The organism is Bradyrhizobium sp. BRP20 (assembly GCF_020194215.1).
Taxonomy (GTDB): Bacteria; Pseudomonadota; Alphaproteobacteria; order Rhizobiales; family Xanthobacteraceae; genus Bradyrhizobium; species Bradyrhizobium yuanmingense.
Window position 1 is genome coordinate 17,135 of sequence record NZ_JADYVY010000003.1, and the last position, 23,412, is coordinate 40,546.

Consider the following 23,412-nt stretch of genomic DNA (forward strand, 5'->3'; position numbering starts at 1 on the left):
CTTGCGCGGACGAACGGCGCTGCTAGGTCGCCTGCAATGAGTGGCGCCTGTCGGAGGCATGTTGCCCCCTGGTCCATCGGCGCAAGCGCCCTGTCCGCGGGTCACGCATCGTGCCCGGCAATCGGACTTGCGACATGGGTGACATTTTCGGCCGCTCACGCCGGCCACGCCTGTCCACCGCCGTCGATCCGCAACACCTGGCCCGAGACGAAGGCACCCATGGGTCCTGCAAAAAACTCGACCACGCGCGCGACCTCATCGACGGTGGCGATGCGGTCGAGCGTCCCGGTCTCGACCATCCGGTTGGGGTCGACCGCTCGGGTGCCAAGAAATCGGCCGGTGCGGGTGTCGCCGGGCGCGATGCAATTGACGGCGATGTCGTAGGCACGGAGCTGGTCGGCAAGACAACGCGTGTAATGCGTCACGCCGGCCTTCGCCACCGCATAGATCGAGCCGTTGGTGCGGCCCGTGAAGGCGGCGACCGAGCCGAGCGTGACGATGCGGCCGCGCCGCCGCTCCATCATGCCCTTCGCGACCGCCTGGCAGGTCAGGATGGTCGAGAGCAGGTTCCGCTCCAGCACGGCCCGTATGTCGGCTTCCTTGATGTTCACGGCATCGTTCGGATCGGGCTTGCCACCCGCAGCCGCGATATCGCCGCCCGCATTGTGCACGAGGATGTCGATCGGACCGAGAGCCGCCTCGGTTTCGGCAATCACCCGCGAGATATCGTTGGTCCTGGTGAGATCGCCAAGCACGCGCACGGTGCTCACGCCGAATTCCCGGCTGATCTCCGCGGCAACGGCAGTGAGCGTCGTGCCCTCGCCATATTCGGCCGGTCCGTTCTCGCGCATGCCGTGTATCGCGACGCTGGCACCGAGCGCGGCGAGCTTTTCCGCAAAGGCGCGGCCGAGCCCTCGCCCTGCGCCGGTCACCAGGGCCACCTGCCCAGCCAAAATCCTCGTCCTGTCAGGCGATGCCATGATCCTCTTCCTGCTATGTCACTCCGCTGCGACATTGAAGCCGATCGCCAGCGCTTGCACCAGGCACACTGCCGGACGGCGAATTTCATCCGGTTTGGGCATTTAGCTTACCTCTATTTGGCCGCTCCTCGAGTTGGGCGCCGGACGGGCTGGAACTCGTGGGCGTGATGGTCGTTTGCTTGGCCGGGGCAGCAGTAACGATCGGGGAGAGCACGTGAACCGACGCCAGCTTGTTCAAGGGTCGGCAGTGCTGCCGGCGTTGCTGCTTGCTTCCCGATGCAGTCTGGCCGCCCCTTCGGATGACATGTTCGGGCCGTCCACCGTGAGGGACCTGGCGCGGAGGCTGGCGGGCAAGCCGTACGAGGCGCCGGACGAGAAGCTCCCGGGCGGATTGAAGGACCTGGACTACGATCAGTATCGTTCGATCCGCTTTTTGCCCGAGCGGGCGCTCTGGCGCGGCAAGAATCTTCCGTTCGAGGCGCAGTTTTTCCACCGCGGCTTCTTCTACAAGAACAGAGTAAACATCTTCGAGGTCGCGGACGGAAAGGCATCCGAGCTCAAGTACCGCAAGGCGGACTTCTCCTTCGGCGAGAAGGTCCCGCCGTTCGAGGACAGCGATCTCGGGTTCGCGGGCTTCCGCATCCATGCGCCGATGAACCGTCCCGACTATTACGACGAGGTCTGCGTCTTCCTAGGTGCGAGCTATTTCCGCGCCGTGGCCAAGGGGCAGACCTACGGGCTTTCCGCGAGGGGGCTGTCGATCGATACGGGCGAAGCCAAGGGCGAGGAATTTCCGCTCTTCAAGACGTTCTGGCTCGAACGGCCGGCGCCGGGTGCGACCTCGTTGGTGATTCATGCTCTGCTCGACAGCAGGAGCTGCACCGCGAGCTACCGGTTCACCGTGCGCCCCGGGGAGACGACGGTCTTCGACGTCGAGATGTCGGTCTACCCGCGCGTCGAGATGCCGCGGGCCGGGCTCGCGCCCATGACCAGCATGTTCTACTACGGTCCGAACGACCGCAACGACATCGACGATTTCCGCCCCTCCGTCCACGATTCCGATGGCCTTGCGATCTTCAACGGGAAGGGCGAAAGCCTCTGGCGGCCGCTCAGCAATCCCCGCGATCTCCAGATCAGCACCTTCCAGGATCTCAATCCGCGTGGCTTCGGGCTGATGCAGCGGGAGAGAAACTTCTTCGCCTACCAGGACATCGAATCCAGTTTCGAAAAACGTCCAAGTCTCTGGATGGAGCCGATCGGCGATTGGGGCGAGGGCGGCGTCGTGCTGTTCGAGATCCCGACCAAGGAGGAGATCCACGACAACATTGCCGCATTCTGGCGCCCGAAAAGCCCGCTCCAGGCCAAGGGCGAACACAACTACACCTATCGGCTGCATTGGGGGCCAGATAGCCCGAAGCCGCATTCGCTGGCCAGATTTACGCGAAGCGGGATAGGGGCGAGGGGCGGAGATGCGCGCCTGTTCGTGCTCGATCTGCATGGCGACAACCTCAAGGGCGTCGATCCTGCCGCTGTCAAAGGCGTGGTGTCGGCGGGGAAGTCTGAGGTGAAGAACATCGTCACGCAGCCTAATCCCTACACCGGTGGGTGGCGGCTCAGCTTCCAGTGCCAGGTGAAAAGCGAGCCGATCGAGCTGCGGGCATTTCTGGCAGAAGGCGACAAGCCCTTGTCGGAAGTCTGGGTCTACCGATGGGCACCCTGAGCACGGCACCGCGGCCGATTGCCGGCGATATCGCGACCCAGCGCCTGCTGCCGACGGAGGCCCCCCTTCCGATGGCTCCTGGCGACCTCGGAAAAAGCCTGGTACCCGACCGTATTCCTGCGCCGGTTGCCCCCGCAATGGCCTGGCGGCGCGGCCTCATCCTGCTCTCGACGGCGGCGCTCACGGGGGCCGGCGGATATGAGATGTATCGCGTGCTGCAGGTCGGCGGCGTCACCGTCCTTGAAGCCATGGTGCTGGCGCTCTTCCTGGTCTTGCTCGCCTGGGTCGCCTTCTCGTTCGCCTCCGCGCTGGCCGGCTTCTTCGTGCTGCTGGCCCATCGTCCAGGCGCCCTCGCGCCAGAGGCGGAGTTGCCTGCGATCGCAAGCCGCACCGCCATGCTGCTTCCCACCTACAATGAAGATCCGCACCGATTGACGGCGCGGCTTCGCGCGATCATCGAATCCTTGGAGACGACCTCCCAAGGAAGGCTGTTCGACTGGTACGTTCTGAGCGACAGCACCGATCCCGACATCTGGGTCGCCGAGGAAAAAGCGCTCCTCGTGCTGCGACAAGCCGTCGGAACGCCAAGGCTGTACTATCGCCATCGAGCCGACAACACGGCTCGGAAAGCCGGCAACATCTCCGAGTGGATCACGCGGTTCGGCGGCGCCTACGACTTCATGATCGTGCTCGACGCCGACAGTCTCATGAGCGGGCAGACCATCGTCCGACTGGTCCATGCCATGGAGAGCAATCCGAGCGCCGGCCTCGTCCAGACGCTCCCCATGGTCGTGAATGCGCGAAGCCTGTTCAGCCGGGTCCAGCAATTCGCGGGCCGCCTCTACGGACCGATGATCGCCGCCGGCGTCGCCTGGTGGCACGGCTCGGAAGGTAATTACTGGGGCCACAACGCGATCATCCGGGTGAAGGCGTTCGCGGAATCGGCCGCGCTGCCGCAGTTGCGCGGGCGCAAGCCATTCGGCGGGCACATCCTGAGCCACGATTTCGTCGAGGCTGCCTTGATGCGGCGGGCCGGGTGGGGCATCTACATGCTGCCGACGCTCGGCGGGAGCTACGAAGAGGTGCCGCCTTCGCTGCTCGATTTTGCGGCGCGCGACCGACGCTGGTGTCAGGGCAATCTTCAGCATCTGGCTGTCGTGCCAGCGCGGGGCCTCCACTGGGTATCGCGTGTCCATTTCATGGTGGGCATAGGAGCGTATCTGACGGCGCCGCTGTGGCTGCTGTTCCTGCTGCTGGGAATGCTGATCTCGCTGCAGGCTCGGTTCGTGCGGCCGGAGTATTTTCCGAAGGGGTTCTCGTTGTTTCCGACCTGGCCGGCCCAGGATCCCGTGCTCGCCATCTGGGTGTTCGTCGCCACCATGGGGTTGCTGCTGTTGCCGAAGCTGCTCAGCCTGGTCCTCGTTTGGATGCGGGGCTCGGTGAGACGCCAGTTCGGCGGCGCGTTGCGTGCTTCGGCCGGAGTTCTCGCAGAGATCGTCGTGTCCGCGCTGATGGCGCCGGTGATGATGATCTTTCAGTCGATCGCCGTCGTCGAGATTCTGGCCGGCCGCGATGCCGGCTGGCAGACCCAGAGGCGCGACGACGGCACGGTGGAGCGCCGCGAACTCTATCGGAAGTACGGCATTCCAACCCTGTGCGGCGTTGCGATGGCCGCAAGCGCGTACGCGGTTTCGGTGCCCCTTCTGCTTTGGATGTCGCCGGTCATCGTTGGGCTGCTGTTCGCCGTTCCCATAGGCGCGCTGACCGCCATGCCCGCCTCCGGAAGATTGTTTGTTACTCCCGAAGAACGAGAGCCGCCTTCCGTGCTGCGGCGAGCGAACGAACTCAGCGCGTCGGCAGACGTAGGGGGCAGCCCCGCCTTGGTGGAGCTGCGCCAAGACCCCGCGCTCCTGGCCTTCCACCTCGCGCAGCTGCTGCCTCCTCGCGCCACCAGGCCCGATACGGTCGACGCCAACCTGGCGGTCGGCCGTGCCAAGGTCGATGCAAGCGAAACTTTCGAGGAGGCCGCAGAGCATCTATCCTCGCGAGAAATCTTCTCGATCTTGAACGATGGTTCGGCGCTTTCCAGCGTGTTGCAGAAGCGATGAAGCTGCGGCCTGGATCTGTCCTGCGGCCGTTTGAAGCTTTTCTCGTTGCATAGTCCGGTATTGCTCTCTCCCTTGATGGCCGGCATCCTCGAACCGAGTGCGCGGAAAAGCGCCCAAACGTTTAAGGAAGGAAGCACGCGATGAAGATGATCAAAGGGCCTGCGATATTCCTCGCTCAGTTCGCTGGCGATGCGGCGCCGTTCAATTCGCTCGATGCCATATGCGGATGGGCCGCCTCCCTTGGCTACAAGGGAATTCAGATTCCGAGTTGGGATGGGCGGCTCTTCGACCTGAACAAAGCCTCGGAGTCTCAGACCTATGCCGACGAGGTGAAGGGTGTTGCGGCTCGGCACGGGCTTTCCATCACCGAGCTTTCGACCCATCTGCAAGGCCAGCTCGTCGCCGTTCACCCGGCCTATGATGCGGCGTTCGACGGCTTCGCCGCGCCGGACGTGCGTGGCAATTCCAAGGCCCGCACGGAATGGGCCGTCGATCAGGTCAAGCGCGCCATCCTGGCGTCCCGGCGGCTCGGGCTGACGGCCCAGGCAACGTTTTCCGGCGCGCTTGCCTGGCCCTATGTCTATCCCTGGCCGCAGCGCCCCGCCGGCCTGATCGAGACCGCCTTCGACGAACTCGCCAAGCGCTGGCGGCCGATCCTCGACTATGCCGATGAGCACGGTGTCGATCTCGCCTATGAGATCCATCCTGGCGAGGACCTCCACGACGGTGTCTCCTACGAAATGTTTCTCGAGCGGGTGAACAATCATCCGCGCGCGAACCTGCTCTACGATCCCTCGCACTTCGTGCTGCAACAGCTCGACTATCTCGACTACATCGACATCTACCACCAGCGCATTAAGGCGTTTCACGTCAAGGACGCCGAATTCAATCCGACCGGTCGCCAGGGCGTCTATGGCGGTTTCCAGAGCTGGGTCGACCGTGCCGGCCGCTTCCGCTCACTCGGCGACGGTCAGGTCGATTTCGGCGCCATTTTCTCCAAGCTCACGCAATACGATTACGACAGCTGGGCGGTGCTCGAGTGGGAGTGTGCCCTGAAACATCCCGAGCAAGGCGCGGCCGAGGGCGCCGAGTTCATCCGAAACCATATCATCCGGGTGACGGAGAAAGCCTTCGACGATTTCGCAGGCAGCGGCGCTGACGCGGCTGCCAACCGCAAGATGCTCGGCATCTCCTAAAAAAGAGGGTGCAACATGGCGATCGAAGCAAGCAACGAAACCGGCGGCCATCGTCGTATCCGGCTCGGCATGGTCGGCGGTGGCCAGGGCGCCTTCATTGGTGCCGTCCACCGCATTGCCGCGCGCATCGACGACCAGTTCGAGCTGGTCGCCGGCGCGCTCGCGTCGGATCCGGTTCGCGCCAAGACGTCCGCAAAGGAGCTCGGTATCGCCGACGACCGGGCCTATGGCTCCTTCGAGGAGATGGCGCGGGCTGAAGCGGCGAGGGCGGATGGCATCGAGGCGGTCGCGATCGTGACGCCCAACCACATGCACCGCCCGGTCGCGAAAGCCTTCCTCGAAGCCGGCATCCACGTCATCTGCGACAAGCCGCTGACGACGACCGTGGCCGAGGCCGAGGAACTGGTGGCGCTGGTCAGGAAGACCGGCAGGATCTTCGTCGTCACGCACAATTACACCGGCTATCCCATGATCCGGCAAGCGCGCGCCATGGTCGCGAATGGCGATCTCGGCGAGATCCGTCTCGTCAAGGCCGAGTATCTGCAGGATTGGCTGACTGAGCCATTGGAAACCACCGGCCAGAAGCAGGCGGCGTGGCGCACCGACCCGTCCCGGTCCGGCGCCGGCGGGTGCATCGGCGACATCGGCACCCATGCTTACAATCTTGCCTGCTTCGTCAGCGGGCTCGAGCTCGACGAATTGCTCGCCCAATTGTCGATCTTCGTCGAGGGGCGGCGGCTCGACGATGATGTCCAGATCCTCCTGAAGTGGAAGGGCGGCGCCAAGGGCATGCTGTGGGCGAGTCAGGTTGCCGTCGGCAACGAGAACGGGCTCACGCTGCGCGTCTACGGCAGCAAAGGCGGCCTCGAATGGGCGCAGGAGAATCCGAACCATCTCTGGTTCACACCCTACGGCAAGCCCAGGCAGCTCCTGACCCGCGGCGGAGCCGGCGCAATGGGCGAGGCCGCCCGCGTTAGCCGCATCCCATCAGGCCACCCTGAGGGCTACCTTGAAGGCTTCGCAACGATCTATGCCGAGGCGGCGCGCGCCATCCGCGCGGCAGCGGCCGGTGAAAAGCCGCATCCCGATGTCGTCTTCCCGACGGTCGAGGATGGCCTCGCCGGCGTGAAGTTGATCGATGCTGCGGTGAAGTCGTCGGCGGGTAATGGCGTCTGGGTTCGGATGACGTAAGGCGGTCGCGAAGCCGCGAACCCGTTGTCGACGGATCTGCTCTATATGGATGCAATCGTGACCGATGACTTCGCTTTGTCGAGTACCGTCGAGTGGGACAACTTGCACGGCATTCGGTGCGTCACGTCATGCGACAGCTTGCGGCGTCCGGCGTCCGCACGAAAGATGCATCAAATGCGAGCAATTGTGGCGCCTGCAATTTGCATGCTGACTATGGGCTACCTCACACATCTGAAATTTCCGCTCTCACAAATTGCTGACGCGGAGCCAAGGCGAGTTCCATTGCTTTGTCTAACCTAGATTGTATGGTGCCCGTAAGAGCATTCGGTCTGATCGACGATGTGCGGCCAATCGGCGCTGTCCGTGTCCTAGTGATCATGATCATAAGAAGAATGTTCGCCCCTGGATAAGAATGAGGGACAGAAGACAATGACCGAAGGAAAAGGACAATGTCGCTGCTCCAGATCAATCTCTTCGGCGGTGTCGAGGTCGTGTGTGCGACCGGCGAGTCGGTGTTGATCCCCAGTCGCAAGGCTGCAACTCTCCTGGGCTACGTGGCGCTCAGTTCTCCTCGCGCCATTTCGCGCGGCAAGCTCGCGACGCTGTTGTGGGACGGTCATTTCGGCGATCGCGCGCGCGCCAGTCTTCGACAAGCCCTGCTCACGTTGCGGCGTGAGCTGCCGCGATATTCGGATGTGATCCTGGCCGATCGCGATGATATACGCATCTGTCCGAACAGCATCAGCACCGATGTCGGGGAATTCGAGCGGCTTTTGACGGGAGGGGATCCCGAACGTCTGGCCCGCGCGGCGGTGCTTTATCGCGGCGACCTTCTCGAGGGCATCGGCTCGACTTCATGCCAATTCGAGGCCTGGCTGTCTGCCGAGCGCCAGCGACTGCGGACCCAGGCGATGCGGGCGCTTGCGGGCCTGCTCGACTCCGGCGGGCGCGAACACATGGATATCGCGATCGCACTCGCGCTACGGATCCTCGCAATCGACCCGTTGCAGGAAGAGATTCATCGCATCTTGATGCGCTGTTACGCGCAGCAAGGCCGCCGGACCGATGCGCTCCGTCAGTACGATCTCTGCCGCTCCGTACTGTGGCGCGAGGTTCGCGCAGCGCCGGAGCGAGAGACGGAACGGCTGCAGCTCGAAATCCGGCACACGTTCCGAGCCGCTGTGAGATCTACTTCACTCAAATTGCCTCGTGATAAGAATTCTGACGCAACTTTCACGCTCGACGTGACGCCTGCATCACGATCCCTGTCGTAGCCTTCAGCCGCTCGCACAATCGTGCGCAGTGATCCCGCCTCCCTGTGGGGAGCGCGTGTCGCTCACGGCTCAAGCACTTCATCAGGAGATTTTGAACATGACTGGATTTCAGCAACAGACTGAGGACTACGGCCAATTGGACCCGCAGGGGATCTTCGGCTCGATCCTCGGCGGCGCGGCCGGACGCGTTATCGGCAACCTGCTCGGCGGCAAGAAGGGGAAGCAGATCGGCGGCGCGATCGGCAACATCGGTGGTGGCTTCCTGCCGTTCTCGGCCGGTCCGGACATGCAAGATACCGTGCAGGTCTCCGACATGGAGTTGCAGGGCTTCTGGAGCGTGCTGAAGAAGATCGGCCAGGGCGTGCAGACCGGCGTGAATGTCGGCAAGCAGCTCGGCGTGTTCAGCGCCCAGCCTGGCCTGGAGCCCGCGGCGGCGCAGGTTTCCGACATGGAGCTGCAGAGCTTCTGGAGCGTGCTGAAGAAGATCGGTCAGGGCGTGCAGACCGGCGTGAATGTCGGCAAGCAGCTTGGCGTGTTCAGCGCCCAGCCCGGCTTGGAGCCCGCCGCGGCGCAGGTTTCCGACATCGAGCTGCAGAGCTTCTGGAGCGTGCTGAAGAAGATCGGCCAGGGTGCCCAGACCGGCCTCGATATCGGTCGCCAGCTCGGCGTGTTCAGTGCCGGCCCCGGCGGTCAGCCTGCCGCGGCGCAAGTCTCCGACATGGAGCTGCAGAGCTTCTGGAGCGTGCTGAAGAAGATCGGCCAGGGCGTGCAGACCGGCTTGGACGTCGGCAAGCAGCTCGGCGTGTTCAGCGCCCAGCCCGGCCTGCAGCCCGCGGCGGCGGAGGTCTCCGACATGGAGCTGCAGGGCTTCTGGAGCGTGCTGAAGAAGATCGGGCAGGGCGTGCAGACCGGCTTGGATGTGGGCAAGCAGCTCGGCGTGTTCAGCGCCCAGCCCGGCCTGCAACCCGCGGCGGCGCAAGTCTCCGACATGGAGCTGCAGAGCTTCTGGAGCGTGCTGAAGAAGATCGGCCAGGGCGTGCAGACCGGCTTGGATGTGGGCAAGCAGCTCGGCGTGTTCAGCGCCCAGCCCGGCCTGCAGCCCGCGGCGGCGCAGGTCTCCGACATCGAGCTGCAGGGCTTCTGGAGCGTGCTGAAGAAGATCGGCCAGGGCGCCCAGACCGGCCTCGATATCGGCCGTCAGCTCGGAGTCTTCAACGCCGGCCAGCCCGCTGGCACGATGCACTAGACCCAACGCGTGGGGGCGGGCGCAAGCCCGCCCTCTGCGCTTAGACGTGAATGGAAACCAGATGGCCGATTCAACCGCGTCGCAGCAATTCATCGTGCAGGGAGAGCCGGTCCAATCCGGTGAGCTCAACGAACACTTGCAGCGTGAACCCGGCGTGAAGCGAGTCGCGCAAGTCGCACCCGATGTCGTCATCCTGTCGATGACGACGACACAGGCCGATCGCCTGAAATCGACGTTTGCCACGCTGGTGGTCGAACCGGATTCAGCGCTGAAGCCATTCGATGCCGACTGACGTCGGTGGGCAAACATTGGACACGCAAAACATCAAGGAGGCCGCAGATGGCCACGAAAGGCAAATCAGGAACTTCCACGCAGGGCGAGCACGACGCGACCGAAGCCGCGATGAACGGCAACGGGTCCGTTCCGGACCAGGGCACCGCTCCATCATCGTCACGGGGGCAGGAGCCCGCAACGATCGCACCGCGCCCGGCGCAATTCATGATCGCGCCGCAGCAGCAGCCCGGGCTTGCGACCTTCAGCGTCGATTTCCTGACTCAGCAGCTCAGCAACAGTCCCGACATCGAAGTGGTGAAAACGGTCTCTCCGCCGCGCCTGTTCGGATTTCAGAGCGCAGAGCTCGGACAAGTGCCGCTCAGCCCGCTGGTCCTCGCCAAGATGACTCCTGACAAGGCCAAGTTGCTGCAGACCCAGGCGGGACAGCGTTGCGCGGTGGAGCGCGACGAGCGGCTGAGCTACATGCTCGATCCGACCACGCCGCAGCTGCCCAATCCGGGGGTGCTGACACCGCTGGCCGACGGCTTCACGACCACGATCGAAGTGCTGGGCCAGGATGGTCCGCTGCCTGAAGCCGAGGTTTATGTGTTCGGCAGCATGTGGCCGGCCCAAGGCATCACCGACGCCACCGGCCGCGCCACAGTGACCCTGCAAGGCGAAAGACCCGAGACCATCCGCTCGATCCTGGTCAAACCGAAAATCGACTACTGGACCTTCTGGCTCGATCGTCCGCAGCTCGTTCCTAACAGCGTCAACCGGATCGTTGCCAGGGCGCTCGGCGCGGTGTTGCGGAATTTCCCCGGCCAGCAATTGATGGGATGGGGTGAGCGCGCGATGGGCCTTGATCGTCTGCCTCCGTCCTTCGATGGCGCCGGCATGAAGATCGCAGTCATCGATTCCGGCCTGGCGCCGACCCATCGCAATCTGCACGGCATCACGGCAGGCACCAGTATCGTCGGGACCGACAAGGCGGCCTGGACCGTCGATACGATCGGCCACGGATCGCATTGCGCTGGAATCATCGCTGGCGGACCCGTCGGCGCCGGTGGCGGCATCCGCGGCTTCGCTCCCGCGGCGGAAATCCACGTCTGCCGCATCTTCCCCGGCGGCCGGTTCAGCGATCTCGTCTCCGCGCTCGATTACTGCATGGAGCATGGCATCGATGTTGCCAATATGAGCCTGGGCGGCGGCGAGCCTTCGCGCATTATCGAGGAACGCATCATCCGGGCCAAGCAAATGGGTATGGCCTGCATCATCGCCGCGGGCAATTCCTCGGGGCCGGTGCAGTTTCCCGCGTCGACGCCGCATTGCCTGGCGGTTGCCGCGATCGGCAAGTGGGGCGAATTCCCCAACGACAGCTATCATTCGCAGCAGGCCCTCGACGGCTTCCAGAGCCGCGACGGATATTTTCCGGCAAAGTTCTCCTGCTTCGGTCCGGAGGTCGACGTCTGCGCGCCTGGTGTGGCGATCGTCTCGTCGCTTCCCGCCGATGGCTTCGGAGCATGGGACGGCACCTCGATGGCGACTCCCCATGTCACGGGCCTGGCCGCGCTGGTGCTGGCGCATCATCCGGACTTCACCAAAGGCAACTTTCAGAATCGCGACGCACGCCGTGTCGAGCGGCTGTTCCAAATTCTGAAGGAAACCGCGACGCCGCTGCAGTTTGGCGACCCAAATCGGACCGGCGCGGGATTGCCGAACGTGATGCGGGCACTCGGCCTGGAAACCGGCGTCGCCCCGGTGATCGCCGCCGCTACCGCAACCGACCCTGCGCTGGCAACGTTGCGGCGTCTGCTTGGATTGCAGTCGGTCGAAGCGCCGAGCATGGTTCCCGTGGGGTCGCCGCCGCCGTCCGCCGATCCCGTGCACGGCAGTGCGATCCACGTGGCGCGCGGTCCGGCACAAACGGCGGCCGCAATGAATCTGCAGTCCGTCGATCCGATCAAGAACGGATCGAGCTCCGTCGCTCACGGTCCCGCACAGACCGCAGGCGCGGCAGTCGCGCCCATGATGGTGGATCCGAATCCGGCGCAGATCCGGGAAATCATGCACAGGGTGGGATTGCTCTAACGCGCGTCCTTGGCATCTTAGAAAGGGGCACAGCAGCAGCTGTGCCCCGAGTGCCGACTGCCTTGAGGCAATTGCTGCGGACGCTCGCCTTGGGAACATGGTGGATTGTCTGCCGCGTCCTGGATTTTCCTTCGCGGCGTCGTGCCGCACAGGCGCAGCTTGGAACTCTCGCGCCCGATCGAAACTTGACTCCGCGGGTCAGCATCGCCGCCGATCGCTGGCCTGCACGGCCCCGCCTCCAAGCCCCCCATACCCCCCAGGGTGGGGCCGTGCTTCCAAGCAGGAGGTGCAATTGTCCGAGCCGACCGAGCAAGAGATCAGAGAACGCGCGCACCAATTGTGGGAGCAGGCGGGCAAGCCCGAAGGGCGCGAGGAGGAATTTTGGCACGCGGCGGAGCAGGAGCTGCGCAACGAGGACAGGTCGAGCACGCTGCGGACGCCGGATACGCTGTGACCGACAAGACCTGCCCATTCTGCCAGGGTCTTGGATGGGTCTGCGAAAACCATCCGCTCCGGGTCTGGAGCGAGAAGCTCGGCGGCTGCCGCTGTGGCGAGGGCATGCCCTGCTCCTGCAACACGACTGAGGACCCTGAAATCAGGGTGGTGATCGTCGAAGCCGACACGACGTGGCACTAGCGGCGCGCAACCGATGCCTGCTCGGCTGGTCACTTCCGAAACGCTGCACCTCAGGGAACGGACCATCCCGGAAAGGAATTTAGTGTCCGCACGGCTCCGACAACAATTCTTTCCGCGGCAGTTTCGGTGGTGGACGAGCAGAAGAAGCTAGAGCACCAGATCGAACTCGCAACGCGAGCGGCCTCGCTCGTCAGGGATGAAACCACCGGACAACGCTTCAGGAGCTTCGCGGAGGAACTGAAACGAAAGCTGCTTCGCATAATGCGCCGTGGCAAGGTGCGCACACGCGCCTATGAGCTCTGGGAGCAGGCGGGACGGCCGAGCAATCGCGAGCTGGAGTTCTGGCTGGAAGCCGAACGTCAGATCGAAGATGAACGCGAGGAGCGAAAGAGCTCGGGCGCTTCATAGCGCCGGGCGGTATCTCCGTCCTCTGCGCGCGGACCGCAGGTGCCGGTCGCGCGAGCAAGAAAAAAGCCGCCGGGTTCTTCACCCTGGCGGCGTCGCAAAGTCCGTAGCTGTTGATCGTCTTCCCAGCCTCGTGCGTACCGCCGTTACCTTGTTTGCGGCCATGCCCGATCCTTGTAGGCGATGGTGCGCGATTCCGCTGTGATCTGGAGCACACAGTGGAGAGGATTCGCTGTCACGTTCTGCGGCCGCGCTGCGCTGCAACCATCAGCGCGCTCACGAGCCCCTCAGGTCCGGTACCACGCCGCCAGGTTCCACGTGATGGTGTCCCAGCCGGAGATGTCGATCATCAAATTGTTGGCGCCGGCGTTGACGACGTGGCGCGAGAGCAGGGGCAGGAACACGTTTGCCTCGCAGAAGATCTCGTCGACCTTCATCAGCAGCGCGGCGCGCTTGACCGGATCGAGCTCGTTCTGCGCGGCCTTGTAGGCTTTGTCGGCTTCGGGGTCGGAATAGCGCGAATTGTTGCGGCCGAGCCATTTGTTGTCTTTGGTGGCGATCTCCCAGGACACGCACTGGTTCAAGAGGCGCTCCGGATCGGGCTGCGGCTGCGTGGTGTTGTACATCTCCATGTCGGCATAGAATTTCGAGTAGGTGTCGGGATTGCCGACGTCGGATGAGAAGAACACGGAGGCGGTGACCGCCTTGATCTCGATGTCGATGCCGGCCTTCTGGCACGCCTGCTTGATGATGGCCTGCGTCTTCTGCCGCGGCGCGTTGGTCGAGGTCTGGAATACGTATTTGAGCTTCTTGCCGTCCTTCTCCCGGATGCCGTCCGCGCCCTTGGTCCAGCCGGCCTCGTCGAGGATCTTGTTGGCCTTGTCGATGTCGAATTCGTATTTCAGCTTGGGCGACTTGAACTGCTTGGGCGCGTTGACGAAGCTCGCGGTGGCGATGGCGCCGCGGCCGTAGATGAACTTCTGGATCGAATCGCGGTCGATCAGGAAGTTGATCGCGCGGCGAACGGCGGGATCGGACAGCGTCGGATGCTTGGTCTTGACGCTCGAGCGCTCGCCGTCGACCTCGGTCCAGGGGTCTGTCGTGTTGAGGATGATGAACTCGACATTGCCTGAAGGCGTGATCTCGAGCTTGCCCTTGCCGCCGGCCTCCATGCGCTTGAGGACCTCCTCCTCCACCTGCATGTTCCAGGCGAAGTCGTACTCGCCGGTCTGCAGCACGGCGCGCGCCGCGGACACCGCGTCGCCGCCACCCTTGATCTCGACCATGTCGAAATGCGGCTGGTTCTTGATGTGATAGTCGGGATTGCGCTCGGCGCGGATCATATCGCCGGGCTTGAACTCGACGAATTTGTACGGGCCGGTGCCGACCGGCCTCAGATTGCCCGGCGCTTCGCGCGACTTGGCGCCGACATACTCGCCGAAATGATGCTTCGGCAGGATCATCCCGACCGAGCCGACGAACGGATCGGCCCAGAACGGCGTCGGCGCCCGGAAGATCACCTTGACGGTGTGGTCGTCGATCTTCTCGACCTTGATGTCCTTGTAGGAGCCCGTGGTGTAGGCCGCGGTGGCGAGATCTGCGGCATATTGCCAGGTGAAGACGACATCGTCGGCGGTGAAGGGCTTGCCGTCATGCCAGGTCACGCCCCGCTTCAGCTTCCAGATCACGCTCATGCCGTCGGCCGCAAGGCCGCCGTTCGCCTTGGTCGGCGCCTCGGCGGCGAGGCAGGGGATGAGGTTGCCCTCCTTGTCCCAGCCGGCGAGCGGCTCGAAGAAGATGCGCGAGGCGATCTGGTCCTTGGTGCCGAGCGCGAAATGCGGATTGAGCAGGGTGGGCGCCTGCCAGAGCAGCATCTTGAGCGTGCCGCCGCCGCCGGCCTTGGCCGGCTTGTACGGCAGCGTGGCGTCAGCCATCGCGACGTCGTGCCAGACCAGGATTTGGCTCGCGATCGGCGCTGCGATTCCGACCGCGGCCATTGTCCTGATGAATGAGCGCCGAGACAGCGTGCCTTGCTTCACCTCTGCGACCAGATTGCGGATTTCGTTCTCGTTCATTGGATGATCCCCACTTCGTCGCCACCGGCTCAGTGCGCGCTAACTCAGCACGTCGGGCGTGGTGGAGTCAAAGAGAAGGACGCCGGCCCGGCTGCGGATGGAACGAAAGTGCAATCCGGGATTCTTGCCACGAGCGGCAGCAGCCCTGCTTGCGCGGCGCTTCATCCGGGTTACGCGCGCGCACTTTGTCGCACTCTGCATTCGTTTTCCGTTTGCGGCCGAATGGAGAAAGGCTGGCCCCGAGCCGCGGACAATATGGATTTCCATTTCATTGATTTCGCACCGCAGAAAAGGGAATACGGGTCCGTTGCCGCAAGACCTAAGGAGACCAAGATGCCGTTTCGCCTTCCCCTGATTCTCTCTGCCGTGCTGGCCGCATGGTCCGCCGCAGCCGCGGCCGAGACCATCAAGATCGGCGTGACGCCCGGGCCGCATGCGCAGATCCTCGAAGCGGTGAAGCCGATCGCCGCCAAGCAGGGCCTCGACATCCAGCTGCTAGAATTCTCCGATTACGTGGTGCCGAACGCCGCGCTCGATGCCGGCGAGATCCAGGCCAATTCGTTTCAGAACCAGCCTTACCTGGACAACCAGAAGGCCGACCGCGGCTACAAGATCGAATCCGTCGGTCTGACCGTGAACTTCCCGATCGGCGTCTACTCGAAGAAGCACAAGGCCTTCGGCGACATCCCCGCGGGCGGCAAGGTCTCGATCCCGAACGACCCGACCAATGGCGGCCGCGTGCTGCTGCTGCTGCGCGACAAGGGCGTGATCAAGCTGAAGGACGGCACCGGCTTCAAGCCGACCGTGCTCGACATCACCGACAATCCCAAGAAGCTGAAGTTCATCGAGGTCGACGCGGCGCAGGCCCCGCGCGCGCTCGACGACGTCGATGCCGCCGCGATCAACACCAACTATGCAACCCAGGCGGGCCTCGATCCGGTCAAGGATCCGATCCTGCGCGAGGACCCGAAGGGGCCCTATGTCAACCTGATCGCGGTGCGCAGCGCCGACAAGGACAAGCCTTGGGTCAAGATCCTCGTGGACAGCTACCACACGCCTGAGGTCAAGGAGTTCGTCCTGACCAAGTTCAAGGGCGCGGTGCTGCCGAGCTGGTAGGCAATCTGCCCGCCCAGAGTCCACATTAGGGCGATCCGGCGGGCAGCCCTGCGTATGGGGCTTGCGTATGTGCCTTGCGTATGTGCCCTGCGTAATGCCCGCTTGTCGGGAACTGCGGCAACCGACATCATCGGGGCCCATCCTCGCCCGACAGGGATCGTATGAAACGCTTTACCAACCTGAAACGCCTGGGCTTCTTCACGCGGCTGCTCGACGAGGCGCCGGCGGCGGACCGCTATCGCTTCGCCGCCGAGCAGATCGTGCGCGCCGAGAAGGCCGGGCTCGATTCCGCGTGGATCGCTCAGCATCATTTCCATGAGCGCGAGGGCGGCCTGCCGTCGCCCTTCACGTTCCTGGGTTATGTCGCCGCGCAGACCTCGCGCATCCGCCTCGGCACCGGCATCGTCACGCTGCCGCTGGAGAACGCGGTGCGGGTGGCGGAGGACGCCGCGGTGCTCGATCTTCTCTGCAACGGCCGCTTCGAGCTCGGCGTCGGCACCGGCGGCAATCCGTCGGCCTTCGCCGCTTTCGGCCTCGACAGCGCCCAGCGCAACGAGATCTTTGCCCGCAATTTGAACATCGTCCGCAAGGCCCTGACCGGCGAGCCGCTCAATGGCGGCGACACGCTCTATCCGCAGCGGCCGCAACTGGATAAGCGCATCTGGCAGGCGACGTTCTCCGTTGCCGGCGGCGCCCGCGCCGGCAAGGCCGGCGACGGCCTCCTGCTCTCGCGCACGCAGCCACGGGCCAAGGACGCGCCGAACGCGACGCTCGCCGAGATCCAGAACCCGATCATCGATGCCTATCTCGCCGCGCTGCCGCCGGGCTGCGAGCCGCGCATCATGGCCTCGCGCAGCATCTTCGTTGCCGACGACCATCGCGAGGCGCTGCGCCTCGCCGATATCGGACTGCGCCGCGCGCTGCCGCAATTCATGAAGGGCGGACATCCCCCTCCGGGCGAGACGCTGGAGGAGATGATCACCGCGTTCGACACCCATGTCGGCGATGCCGACCACGTCATTGCCTCGCTCCGCGCCGACGCCACGCTGGAACGGGTGACCGATCTCGTCTTCCAGGTGCATTCGGTCGATGCGCCGCATGCTGACGTCCTGCGCTCCATCGAGCTCGTCGCCGACAAGGTCGCCCCAGTGCTGGGCTGGACCCGGACGGCCGCCAAAGACATTGCCCTCGCAGGTTAGCCGGAATGAACGAAAAACGCGTTGCACGAGGCTGAATGATGGGAACGCAAGACATCATCGACACGCTCGCCGGGATCGAGCCCGGCTCCACACTCGACGCCATCCGCGCGCGCCGCCTGCAGGCGCGCGAGAATGCGCAGAAGAGCTATCTCGCTTTGTTCGAGCCGGTGGACGCCGGCGATTTTTCGCTTGCCGAGCGCGCGGTGGTCGCGGCCTTCGCGACCGGGCTCCATGGCGAGTCCCCCGTCGCCGCCTTCTATCGCGACAAGCTTGCCGCGACTGCGGATGGCGCGCCTCTGCTCGATGCGATCAACGCCGAGATCGAGCGCGGCAAGACCTCCGGCCCATACGGCGCCTATCCGGCCGGTCCGTTGTCGATCGAGAACAAGGCCGGCTTGATCTATCGCGTCAGCGCGGAGCGCAAGCCTGTCCTCGGCGCCAGGCTGGTCGCAGCATTGGAGCACGCGCATCTGCTTCTCTTCCACCCGCGCGATGCCGCGTCCGCCGACATGAAGGCGCTACTGGCTGCCGGCTGGTCATCCACCGGCATCGTCACGTTGTCCCAGCTCGTTGCGTTCCTGTCGTTCCAGGTGCGCGTCGTCAGCGGCCTGCGCACGCTCGCCGCAGCGAACGCGTAGGAGGTCCAATCATGAGCACCGTCAATCCGCCCGTCGCCTTCACCCAGGACGAGCTCGGCTGGGTCTCGTGGATCGACCCGCTGCCCGAGGCCGAGCTGACCGAGCGGCACTACGCCGGCCTCGTCGACCGCGCCCGCGCCAAGTCGGAATATTTTCGTCTCTTGGTGCGCGATCCCGAAGTGCTGGAAGCCCGCACCAAGACCGACAAGGACATCTTCTACAACGTCGCCGACGGCCTGCCGCGCGCCGAGCGCGAGCTCGCCGCTGCGGCGACCTCGCGCTACAACGGCTGCATCTATTGCGCCTCCGTGCATGCGCGCTTCGCCAGCACCTATTCCAAGCGCCGCGACGACGTGCAGCGTCTGCTTGACGAGGGCGTTGGGGCCGATCTCGGTGAGCGCTGGAATGCGGTGGTCAAGGCCTCGGTGGCGTTGGCCGCAACGCCGATCGCATTCGGGCCTGACAATATCGCCGAGCTGCGCCGCGCCGGTCTCGACGACGCCGAGATCGTCGACGTCATCAACGGCGCCGCGTTCTTCAACTGGGCGAACCGGCTGATGCTGTCGCTCGGCGAGCCCTCGAAATAGGCAATCTCACCGGCACGAGAATTGCTGCTGTATCAACATTGAATGGATGGAGCCGTGAATGAGCAACATCGATCGCCGTACCCTGGTCAAAGGTTCGCTCGCCGCCATGATGGCGGGCACGGCCTTCTCGCGCGCCGCATGGGCGCAATCCGCCGAACCGATCCTGCTCGGCGTCAGCGGCCCCCTCACGGGACCGAACGCGCAATATGGCGCGCAGTGGAAGCAGGGCTTTGATCTCGCGCTCGACGAGATTCACGCCGCCGGCGGCATCAACGGCCGCAAGCTCGCCTACCAGTTCGAGGACAGCCAGAGCGATCCGCGCCAGTCGGTCGCGATCGCCCAGAAATTCGTCTCCGATCCCCGCATCGTCATGGAGCTCGGCGATTTCTCCAGTCCCGCCTCGATGGCGGCCTCCCCGATCTATCAGCGCGGCGGCCTGGTGCAGTTCGGCTTCACCAATTCGCACCCCGACTTCACCAAGGGCGGTGACTTCATGTGGAGCACGTCCGTGAGCCAGGCCGACGAGCAGCCGCTGCTGGCGTCCTACGCCGTCAGGCGGCTCGGTCTGAAGAAGCTTGCGGTGCTGCACCTCAACACCGATTGGGGCCGCACCAGCCGCGATCATTTCGTCAAGGCGGCCAAGGAATACGGCGCCGAGGTCGCGATCACCGAGGGCTACATCGCGGAGGAACGCGACTTCCGCTCCACTCTGGTGCGCGTGCGCGACGCCAGCCCGGACGGCCTGATCCTGATCTCCTATTATTCCGACGGCGCGCTGATCGCGCGCCAGGCCCGCCAGGTCGGCCTGAAGCAGACGATCTGCGCGGCCAGCTCGGTGTACTCGCCGAAATTCATCGAGCTCGGGGGCGAGGCGGTCGAGGACGTCCATCTCGGCACGCGCTATTTCCCGCAAGATCCGCGGCCCGAGGTGAGGAAGTTCATCGACGGCTTCAAGGCCAAGTACAACGGGCAGGAGCCCGACGCCTTCAACGCCTATTCCTATGACGCGATGAACATGGCCGCTGCCGTGGTGAAGATCGGCGGCACCGACCGCCGCGCCATCCGCGATGCCTTCGCCAAGGTGAAGGACGTCTCCAGCGTCATCTTCGGTCAGGCGACGTTCGACGTCGAGAGCCGCCGCGTCAAGGGCGCGATGAATGCCGAGCTCGTCGTGCGCAAGGGCCAGTTCGCGCTCTGGGACGGCAAGCCGACCTGATGTGATGGCCGAAGCGATCGCTCCGGCCGCTTTCTCCCTGATTAGGAATGCTGCGTGTCCTCCTGGCTCGACCACACCATCAACGGGCTGATCGTCGGCAATGTCTACGCGCTCGTTGCAGTCGGGCTTGCGCTGATCTTCGGCGTCAGCCGGCTGATCAACTTCGCGCAAGGGTCGATCTATCTGGTCGGCGCCTATATCGGCTGGATCGCGGTGGTGCAGCTGCACACGCCGCTGCCTCTCACCATCATCGTGGTCGCCGTGGCGGCGGCGATCGTCGGTCTGATCATCGAGCGGTTCGGTCTACGGCCGCTGCAAAACTCGGTGCGCATCGCGCCGCTGCTCGCGACCATCGGCATCAGCTTCGTGCTCGACCAACTGGTGATGCTGATCTTCTCGCCCAATCCGCGCGCGTTGCCGAGCCAGTTGCCCGATGTCCGCTTCCAGGTCGGTGGCGGGACGATCGGGCCGCTTGATCTGCTCATTGCCGGCGTCGGCCTCACCAGCGCGCTGCTGCTGTTCGTGTTCCTGCGTTACACCAAGCTCGGCTGGGCCGTGCGTGCCACGGCACAGGACCGCGACGCCGCCATGCAGATGGGCGTCGACGTCAACCGGGTCAATCAAGCGGTGTTCGGTATCGCGGCGGCGCTCGGCGGCGTCTCCGGCATGCTGGTCGGCATGTACTACAACCAGATCGACACGGCGATGAGCCTTCAGGCGACGCTCAAGGGCGTCGTCGCGGAAGTCGTCGGCGGCGCCGGCAACGTGCCGGGCGCGGTGATCGGTAGCCTGCTGCTCGGGCTGGTCGAGAGCTACGGCGTCGCCGTGCTCGGCACCAGCTACCGCAATCTGTTCGCGTTCCTGCTGCTCGTCGTCGTGCTCGTGCTGCGGCCGAACGGCCTGTTCGTCAGCGCACGGCAGGCGCCGCCCGAGCCGCTCACCGGCACGTTCATCGCGCCGAGCCGCCCGGTCAATATTCCGCGCTGGGCGCTGTTGGCCGCCGTTGCCGGCTTTGCGATCCTGCCGCTGTTTCCGGTGTCCTTCTACGTGCTCCAGACCCTGATCAACGCCTGGCTGCTCGGTATGCTCGCGCTCAGCCTGACGCTGGTTGCGGGCACGATGGGGCAGGTCTCTCTCGGGCATGCTGCGCTGCTTGCGATCGGCGCCTACACCTCCGCATTGCTGTCGCTGACGCTGGCCGTTCCGGCCGGACTTGCCGTCATCGGCGGTGGCCTGATGAGCGCCGCGCTCGGCACGCTCCTGATCTCGCCGTCCTTCCGCCTGCGCGGGCATTACGTGTCGATCGCGACGCTCGCGATCGGCGAGATCGTGGCGCTGGTGATCCTGAACTGGGAGAGCGTGACGCGCGGCCCGATCGGCATCTCCGGCATTCCGCCGCTGGCTCTGTTCGGCTATGACCTGATCAGCCCGACCTCGGTCTATTGGTTCAGCCTTGCGGTCATGGTCGTGCTCGCGCTGTTGCAGGGGCGGCTGCTCACCTCGCATCTCGGCCGCAGCTTTCGTGCCATCCGCGACGACGACATCGCCGCGCGCGCCTATGGCCTCAGCCTGAACCGCTACAAGTCGCTCGCCTTCATCTTCGGCGGCTTCGCCGCCGGCGTCAGCGGCGGCATCGCCGCGCATCTTTATTCCTACATCAACCACGAGACCTTCAACACGCAGCAATCCATCCTGGCGCTGACCGTCGTGATCCTCGGCGGCCTCGGCAACGTCGTCGGCGCGATCGTCGGGTCGGTCGCGCTGGTCGGCCTGCCCGAGGTGTTCCGGATCGCGGCCGAGTACCGCATCCTGATCTACGGCATCGTTCTCTTACTGCTGGTGCGGTTCAGGCCGCAGGGCCTGTTGGGAACGGTCTGATGGAGAAGCAGCTTCACGCCATGCTGTCCCTGCGCGGCCTGACGCGCCGTTTCGGCGGCCTCACCGCGGTCGATACGATCGACCTCGATCTCGCCAAGGGCGAACTGATCAGCATCATCGGCCCGAATGGTGCCGGCAAGACGACGCTGTTCAATCTCGTCACCGGGCTTGACCGGCCGGATGCCGGCACCGTCAGCTTCGAAGGGCAGGACATCACCGGCCTGTCCCCGGAGCGGCTCGCGGCCGAAGGCATCGCGCGCACCTTCCAGCTCGGCCGCGTGTTCGGCAATCTCAGCGTCATGGACAATGTCCTGATCGGCGCGCACACGCGGCTGCGCGCGGTGAAGCCGGCCGTGCCGGTGATCGGCCCGCTGCTGGAATTGGGTCTGGCCCTGCTGCGTCCCTCGCGCGTCAGGGCCGAGGAGGAGCGGCTGCGTGAGGAGGTCAAAGCGATCCTCGCGCGTTTCGGCGAACGGCTGCTGCCGCGCATCGACCAGCCCGCCTATAGCCTCTCCTACGCCAACCGCCGCCGCGTCGAGATCGCGCGTGCGCTCGCGCTGAAGCCGCGGCTGCTGCTGCTCGACGAGCCCACCGCCGGCATGAATCCGACCGAGACCGCGGAGATGCAGGGGCTCGTCGCCGAATTGAAAGCCGAAGGGCTGACCATCCTGCTGATCGAGCACAAGCTGGAGATGGTGATGCGCCTGTCCGACCGCGTCATCGTCATGGACGAGGGCAAGAAGATCGCGGAAGGGCCGGGCGAGCAGGTGCGGACCGATCCCAAGGTGATCGAGGCCTATCTCGGTCACGGCCTGTCAGGGACGGCGGAACAGGAGAGCGCGGCATGACGAGCGCACCCGAAGCGCTGCTGGCTTTGTCTGATGTCAACACCTTCTACGGCCAGGCCCAGGTGCATTTCGACCTGTCGATCACGGTGGCGCGCGGCCACATCGTCTGCCTGCTCGGTGGCAACGCGAGCGGCAAGTCGACGACGATGAAGATCATCTTAGGCCTAGTGAAGCCACGCTCGGGCGAGGTGACGTTCGACGGCGCTTCGCTGATCGGGCTCACCACGCCGCAGACCGTCCGCCGCGGCATCGCCTCGGTGCCGGAGGCGCGGCGGCTGTTCGCCGACATGAGCGTGCGCGAGAACATCCTGATGGGCGCGTTCGTGCGCAACGACCGCGACGCCATTGCGCAGGATCTCGACAGGATGTTGACGCTGTTCCCGAAGCTCGGCCAGCGGCTGTCGCAGCGCGCCGGCTCGCTGTCCGGCGGCGAGCAGCAGATGGTGGCGATGGCGCGCGCGCTGATGAGCCGCCCGCGCATGATCGTGATGGACGAGCCGACCATGGGCCTGTCGCCGCTTTATGTCGATCGCGTGCTGGAGCTGATCCGCAGCATCAACCAGGCGGGCGTCTCGGTTTTCATGGTTGAGCAGAACGCCAGCCTCGCGCTCGAGATCGCGCACGAGGCCTATGTGCTGCAGACCGGCAAGATCGTGCTGTCTGGCCCCGCGCGCGCACTGAAGGACGACCCCCGCATCCGCGACGCCTATCTCGGCGGCTCCGAGGCGGCCTGAC

21 protein-coding genes are annotated in these 23,412 nt (G+C 64.7%); 19 read left to right on the forward strand and 2 right to left on the reverse strand.

The annotated features are described in order from the left end of the window. Positions 1-155 precede the first annotated feature (155 nt). Positions 156-980, reverse strand: a complete 825-nt coding sequence (locus I6F33_RS09105) for an SDR family NAD(P)-dependent oxidoreductase (protein ID WP_225142099.1) — start codon at positions 978-980, stop codon at positions 156-158. Between the two features lie 214 nt (positions 981-1,194). Here I6F33_RS09105 and I6F33_RS09110 point away from each other — a divergent pair, with 214 nt between their 5' ends. From I6F33_RS09110 to I6F33_RS38460, 11 genes are all read left to right on the forward strand, one after another. Then, positions 1,195-2,700: a glucan biosynthesis protein G gene (locus tag I6F33_RS09110; protein ID WP_225142101.1), complete on the forward strand. Its 1,506-nt coding sequence runs from the start codon at positions 1,195-1,197 to the stop codon at positions 2,698-2,700. After that, positions 2,688-4,808, forward strand: a complete 2,121-nt coding sequence (mdoH, locus tag I6F33_RS09115) for a glucans biosynthesis glucosyltransferase MdoH (protein ID WP_225142482.1) — start codon at positions 2,688-2,690, stop codon at positions 4,806-4,808. Before I6F33_RS09110 ends, mdoH begins: the two co-directional genes overlap by 13 nt. Positions 4,809-4,948: 140 nt before the next feature. Continuing rightward, complete coding sequence (locus tag I6F33_RS09120) at positions 4,949-6,004, forward strand: sugar phosphate isomerase/epimerase (RefSeq protein WP_225142103.1); 1,056 nt, start codon at positions 4,949-4,951, stop codon at positions 6,002-6,004. Positions 6,005-6,019: 15 nt separating this feature from the next. Further along, positions 6,020-7,195, forward strand: a complete 1,176-nt coding sequence (locus tag I6F33_RS09125; RefSeq protein ID WP_225142105.1) for a Gfo/Idh/MocA family protein — start codon at positions 6,020-6,022, stop codon at positions 7,193-7,195. Positions 7,196-7,644: 449 nt separating this feature from the next. Further along, positions 7,645-8,469: a BTAD domain-containing putative transcriptional regulator gene (locus I6F33_RS09130; RefSeq protein WP_050996197.1), complete on the forward strand. Its 825-nt coding sequence runs from the start codon at positions 7,645-7,647 to the stop codon at positions 8,467-8,469. 97 nt (positions 8,470-8,566) lie between these two features. Then, a complete protein-coding gene (locus I6F33_RS09135; protein WP_225142107.1) occupies positions 8,567-9,715 on the forward strand; it encodes a hypothetical protein in 1,149 nt (382 codons plus the stop codon). 61 nt (positions 9,716-9,776) lie between these two features. After that, the gene (locus tag I6F33_RS09140) at positions 9,777-10,007 is read left to right on the forward strand and encodes a hypothetical protein (RefSeq protein WP_225142108.1); all 231 of its coding nucleotides are present in this window, start codon (positions 9,777-9,779) and stop codon (positions 10,005-10,007) included. 47 nt (positions 10,008-10,054) lie between these two features. Then, on the forward strand, positions 10,055-12,079 hold the full coding sequence (locus I6F33_RS09145; protein WP_225142109.1) for a S8 family serine peptidase: 2,025 nt from the start codon (positions 10,055-10,057) through the stop codon (positions 12,077-12,079). Between the two features lie 292 nt (positions 12,080-12,371). Continuing rightward, the gene (locus I6F33_RS09150) at positions 12,372-12,533 is read left to right on the forward strand and encodes a DUF2934 domain-containing protein (protein WP_074447557.1); all 162 of its coding nucleotides are present in this window, start codon (positions 12,372-12,374) and stop codon (positions 12,531-12,533) included. After that, a complete protein-coding gene (locus I6F33_RS09155) occupies positions 12,530-12,715 on the forward strand; it encodes a hypothetical protein (RefSeq protein ID WP_074447556.1) in 186 nt (61 codons plus the stop codon). Before I6F33_RS09150 ends, I6F33_RS09155 begins: the two co-directional genes overlap by 4 nt. 129 nt (positions 12,716-12,844) lie before the next feature. After that, positions 12,845-13,123, forward strand: a complete 279-nt coding sequence (locus I6F33_RS38460) for a DUF2934 domain-containing protein (protein WP_036006918.1) — start codon at positions 12,845-12,847, stop codon at positions 13,121-13,123. A 284-nt stretch (positions 13,124-13,407) separates the two neighbouring features. Here the strand turns inward: I6F33_RS38460 and I6F33_RS09165 are convergent, their stop codons facing one another. Then, entirely contained in the window at positions 13,408-15,195 is a 1,788-nt protein-coding gene (locus I6F33_RS09165) for a peptide ABC transporter substrate-binding protein (protein ID WP_225142110.1), read from the reverse strand. Positions 15,196-15,528: 333 nt separating this feature from the next. On the opposite strand from I6F33_RS09165, the gene I6F33_RS09170 reads away from it, so the two are divergent. The 8 genes from I6F33_RS09170 (at position 15,529) to I6F33_RS09205 (ending at position 23,411) form a co-directional block, all read left to right on the forward strand. Next, the gene (locus I6F33_RS09170) at positions 15,529-16,311 is read left to right on the forward strand and encodes a MetQ/NlpA family ABC transporter substrate-binding protein (RefSeq protein WP_036027487.1); all 783 of its coding nucleotides are present in this window, start codon (positions 15,529-15,531) and stop codon (positions 16,309-16,311) included. A 161-nt stretch (positions 16,312-16,472) separates the two neighbouring features. Then, positions 16,473-17,510 carry a putative FMN-dependent luciferase-like monooxygenase gene (locus I6F33_RS09175; RefSeq protein ID WP_225142111.1) on the forward strand — a complete coding sequence of 346 codons (1,038 nt, stop codon included), beginning with the start codon at positions 16,473-16,475 and terminating at the stop codon, positions 17,508-17,510. A gap of 38 nt (positions 17,511-17,548) precedes the next feature. After that, on the forward strand, positions 17,549-18,148 hold the full coding sequence (locus I6F33_RS09180; protein WP_225142484.1) for a CMD domain protein: 600 nt from the start codon (positions 17,549-17,551) through the stop codon (positions 18,146-18,148). 11 nt (positions 18,149-18,159) lie between these two features. After that, positions 18,160-18,735: an alkylhydroperoxidase domain protein gene (locus I6F33_RS09185; RefSeq protein ID WP_036027469.1), complete on the forward strand. Its 576-nt coding sequence runs from the start codon at positions 18,160-18,162 to the stop codon at positions 18,733-18,735. A 58-nt stretch (positions 18,736-18,793) separates the two neighbouring features. Then, a complete protein-coding gene (locus tag I6F33_RS09190) occupies positions 18,794-19,951 on the forward strand; it encodes an ABC transporter substrate-binding protein (protein WP_225142112.1) in 1,158 nt (385 codons plus the stop codon). A 54-nt stretch (positions 19,952-20,005) separates the two neighbouring features. Further along, positions 20,006-21,829: an ABC transporter permease gene (locus I6F33_RS09195; RefSeq protein WP_225142113.1), complete on the forward strand. Its 1,824-nt coding sequence runs from the start codon at positions 20,006-20,008 to the stop codon at positions 21,827-21,829. Beyond that, positions 21,829-22,677, forward strand: coding sequence for an ABC transporter ATP-binding protein (locus tag I6F33_RS09200; RefSeq protein ID WP_225112053.1), 849 nt, complete (start codon positions 21,829-21,831; stop codon positions 22,675-22,677). The genes I6F33_RS09195 and I6F33_RS09200 overlap by 1 nt, the downstream gene beginning before the upstream one ends. After that, positions 22,674-23,411 carry an ABC transporter ATP-binding protein gene (locus I6F33_RS09205; protein ID WP_225142114.1) on the forward strand — a complete coding sequence of 246 codons (738 nt, stop codon included), beginning with the start codon at positions 22,674-22,676 and terminating at the stop codon, positions 23,409-23,411. The genes I6F33_RS09200 and I6F33_RS09205 overlap by 4 nt, the downstream gene beginning before the upstream one ends. The last annotated feature ends 1 nt before the right edge of the window (position 23,412 follow it).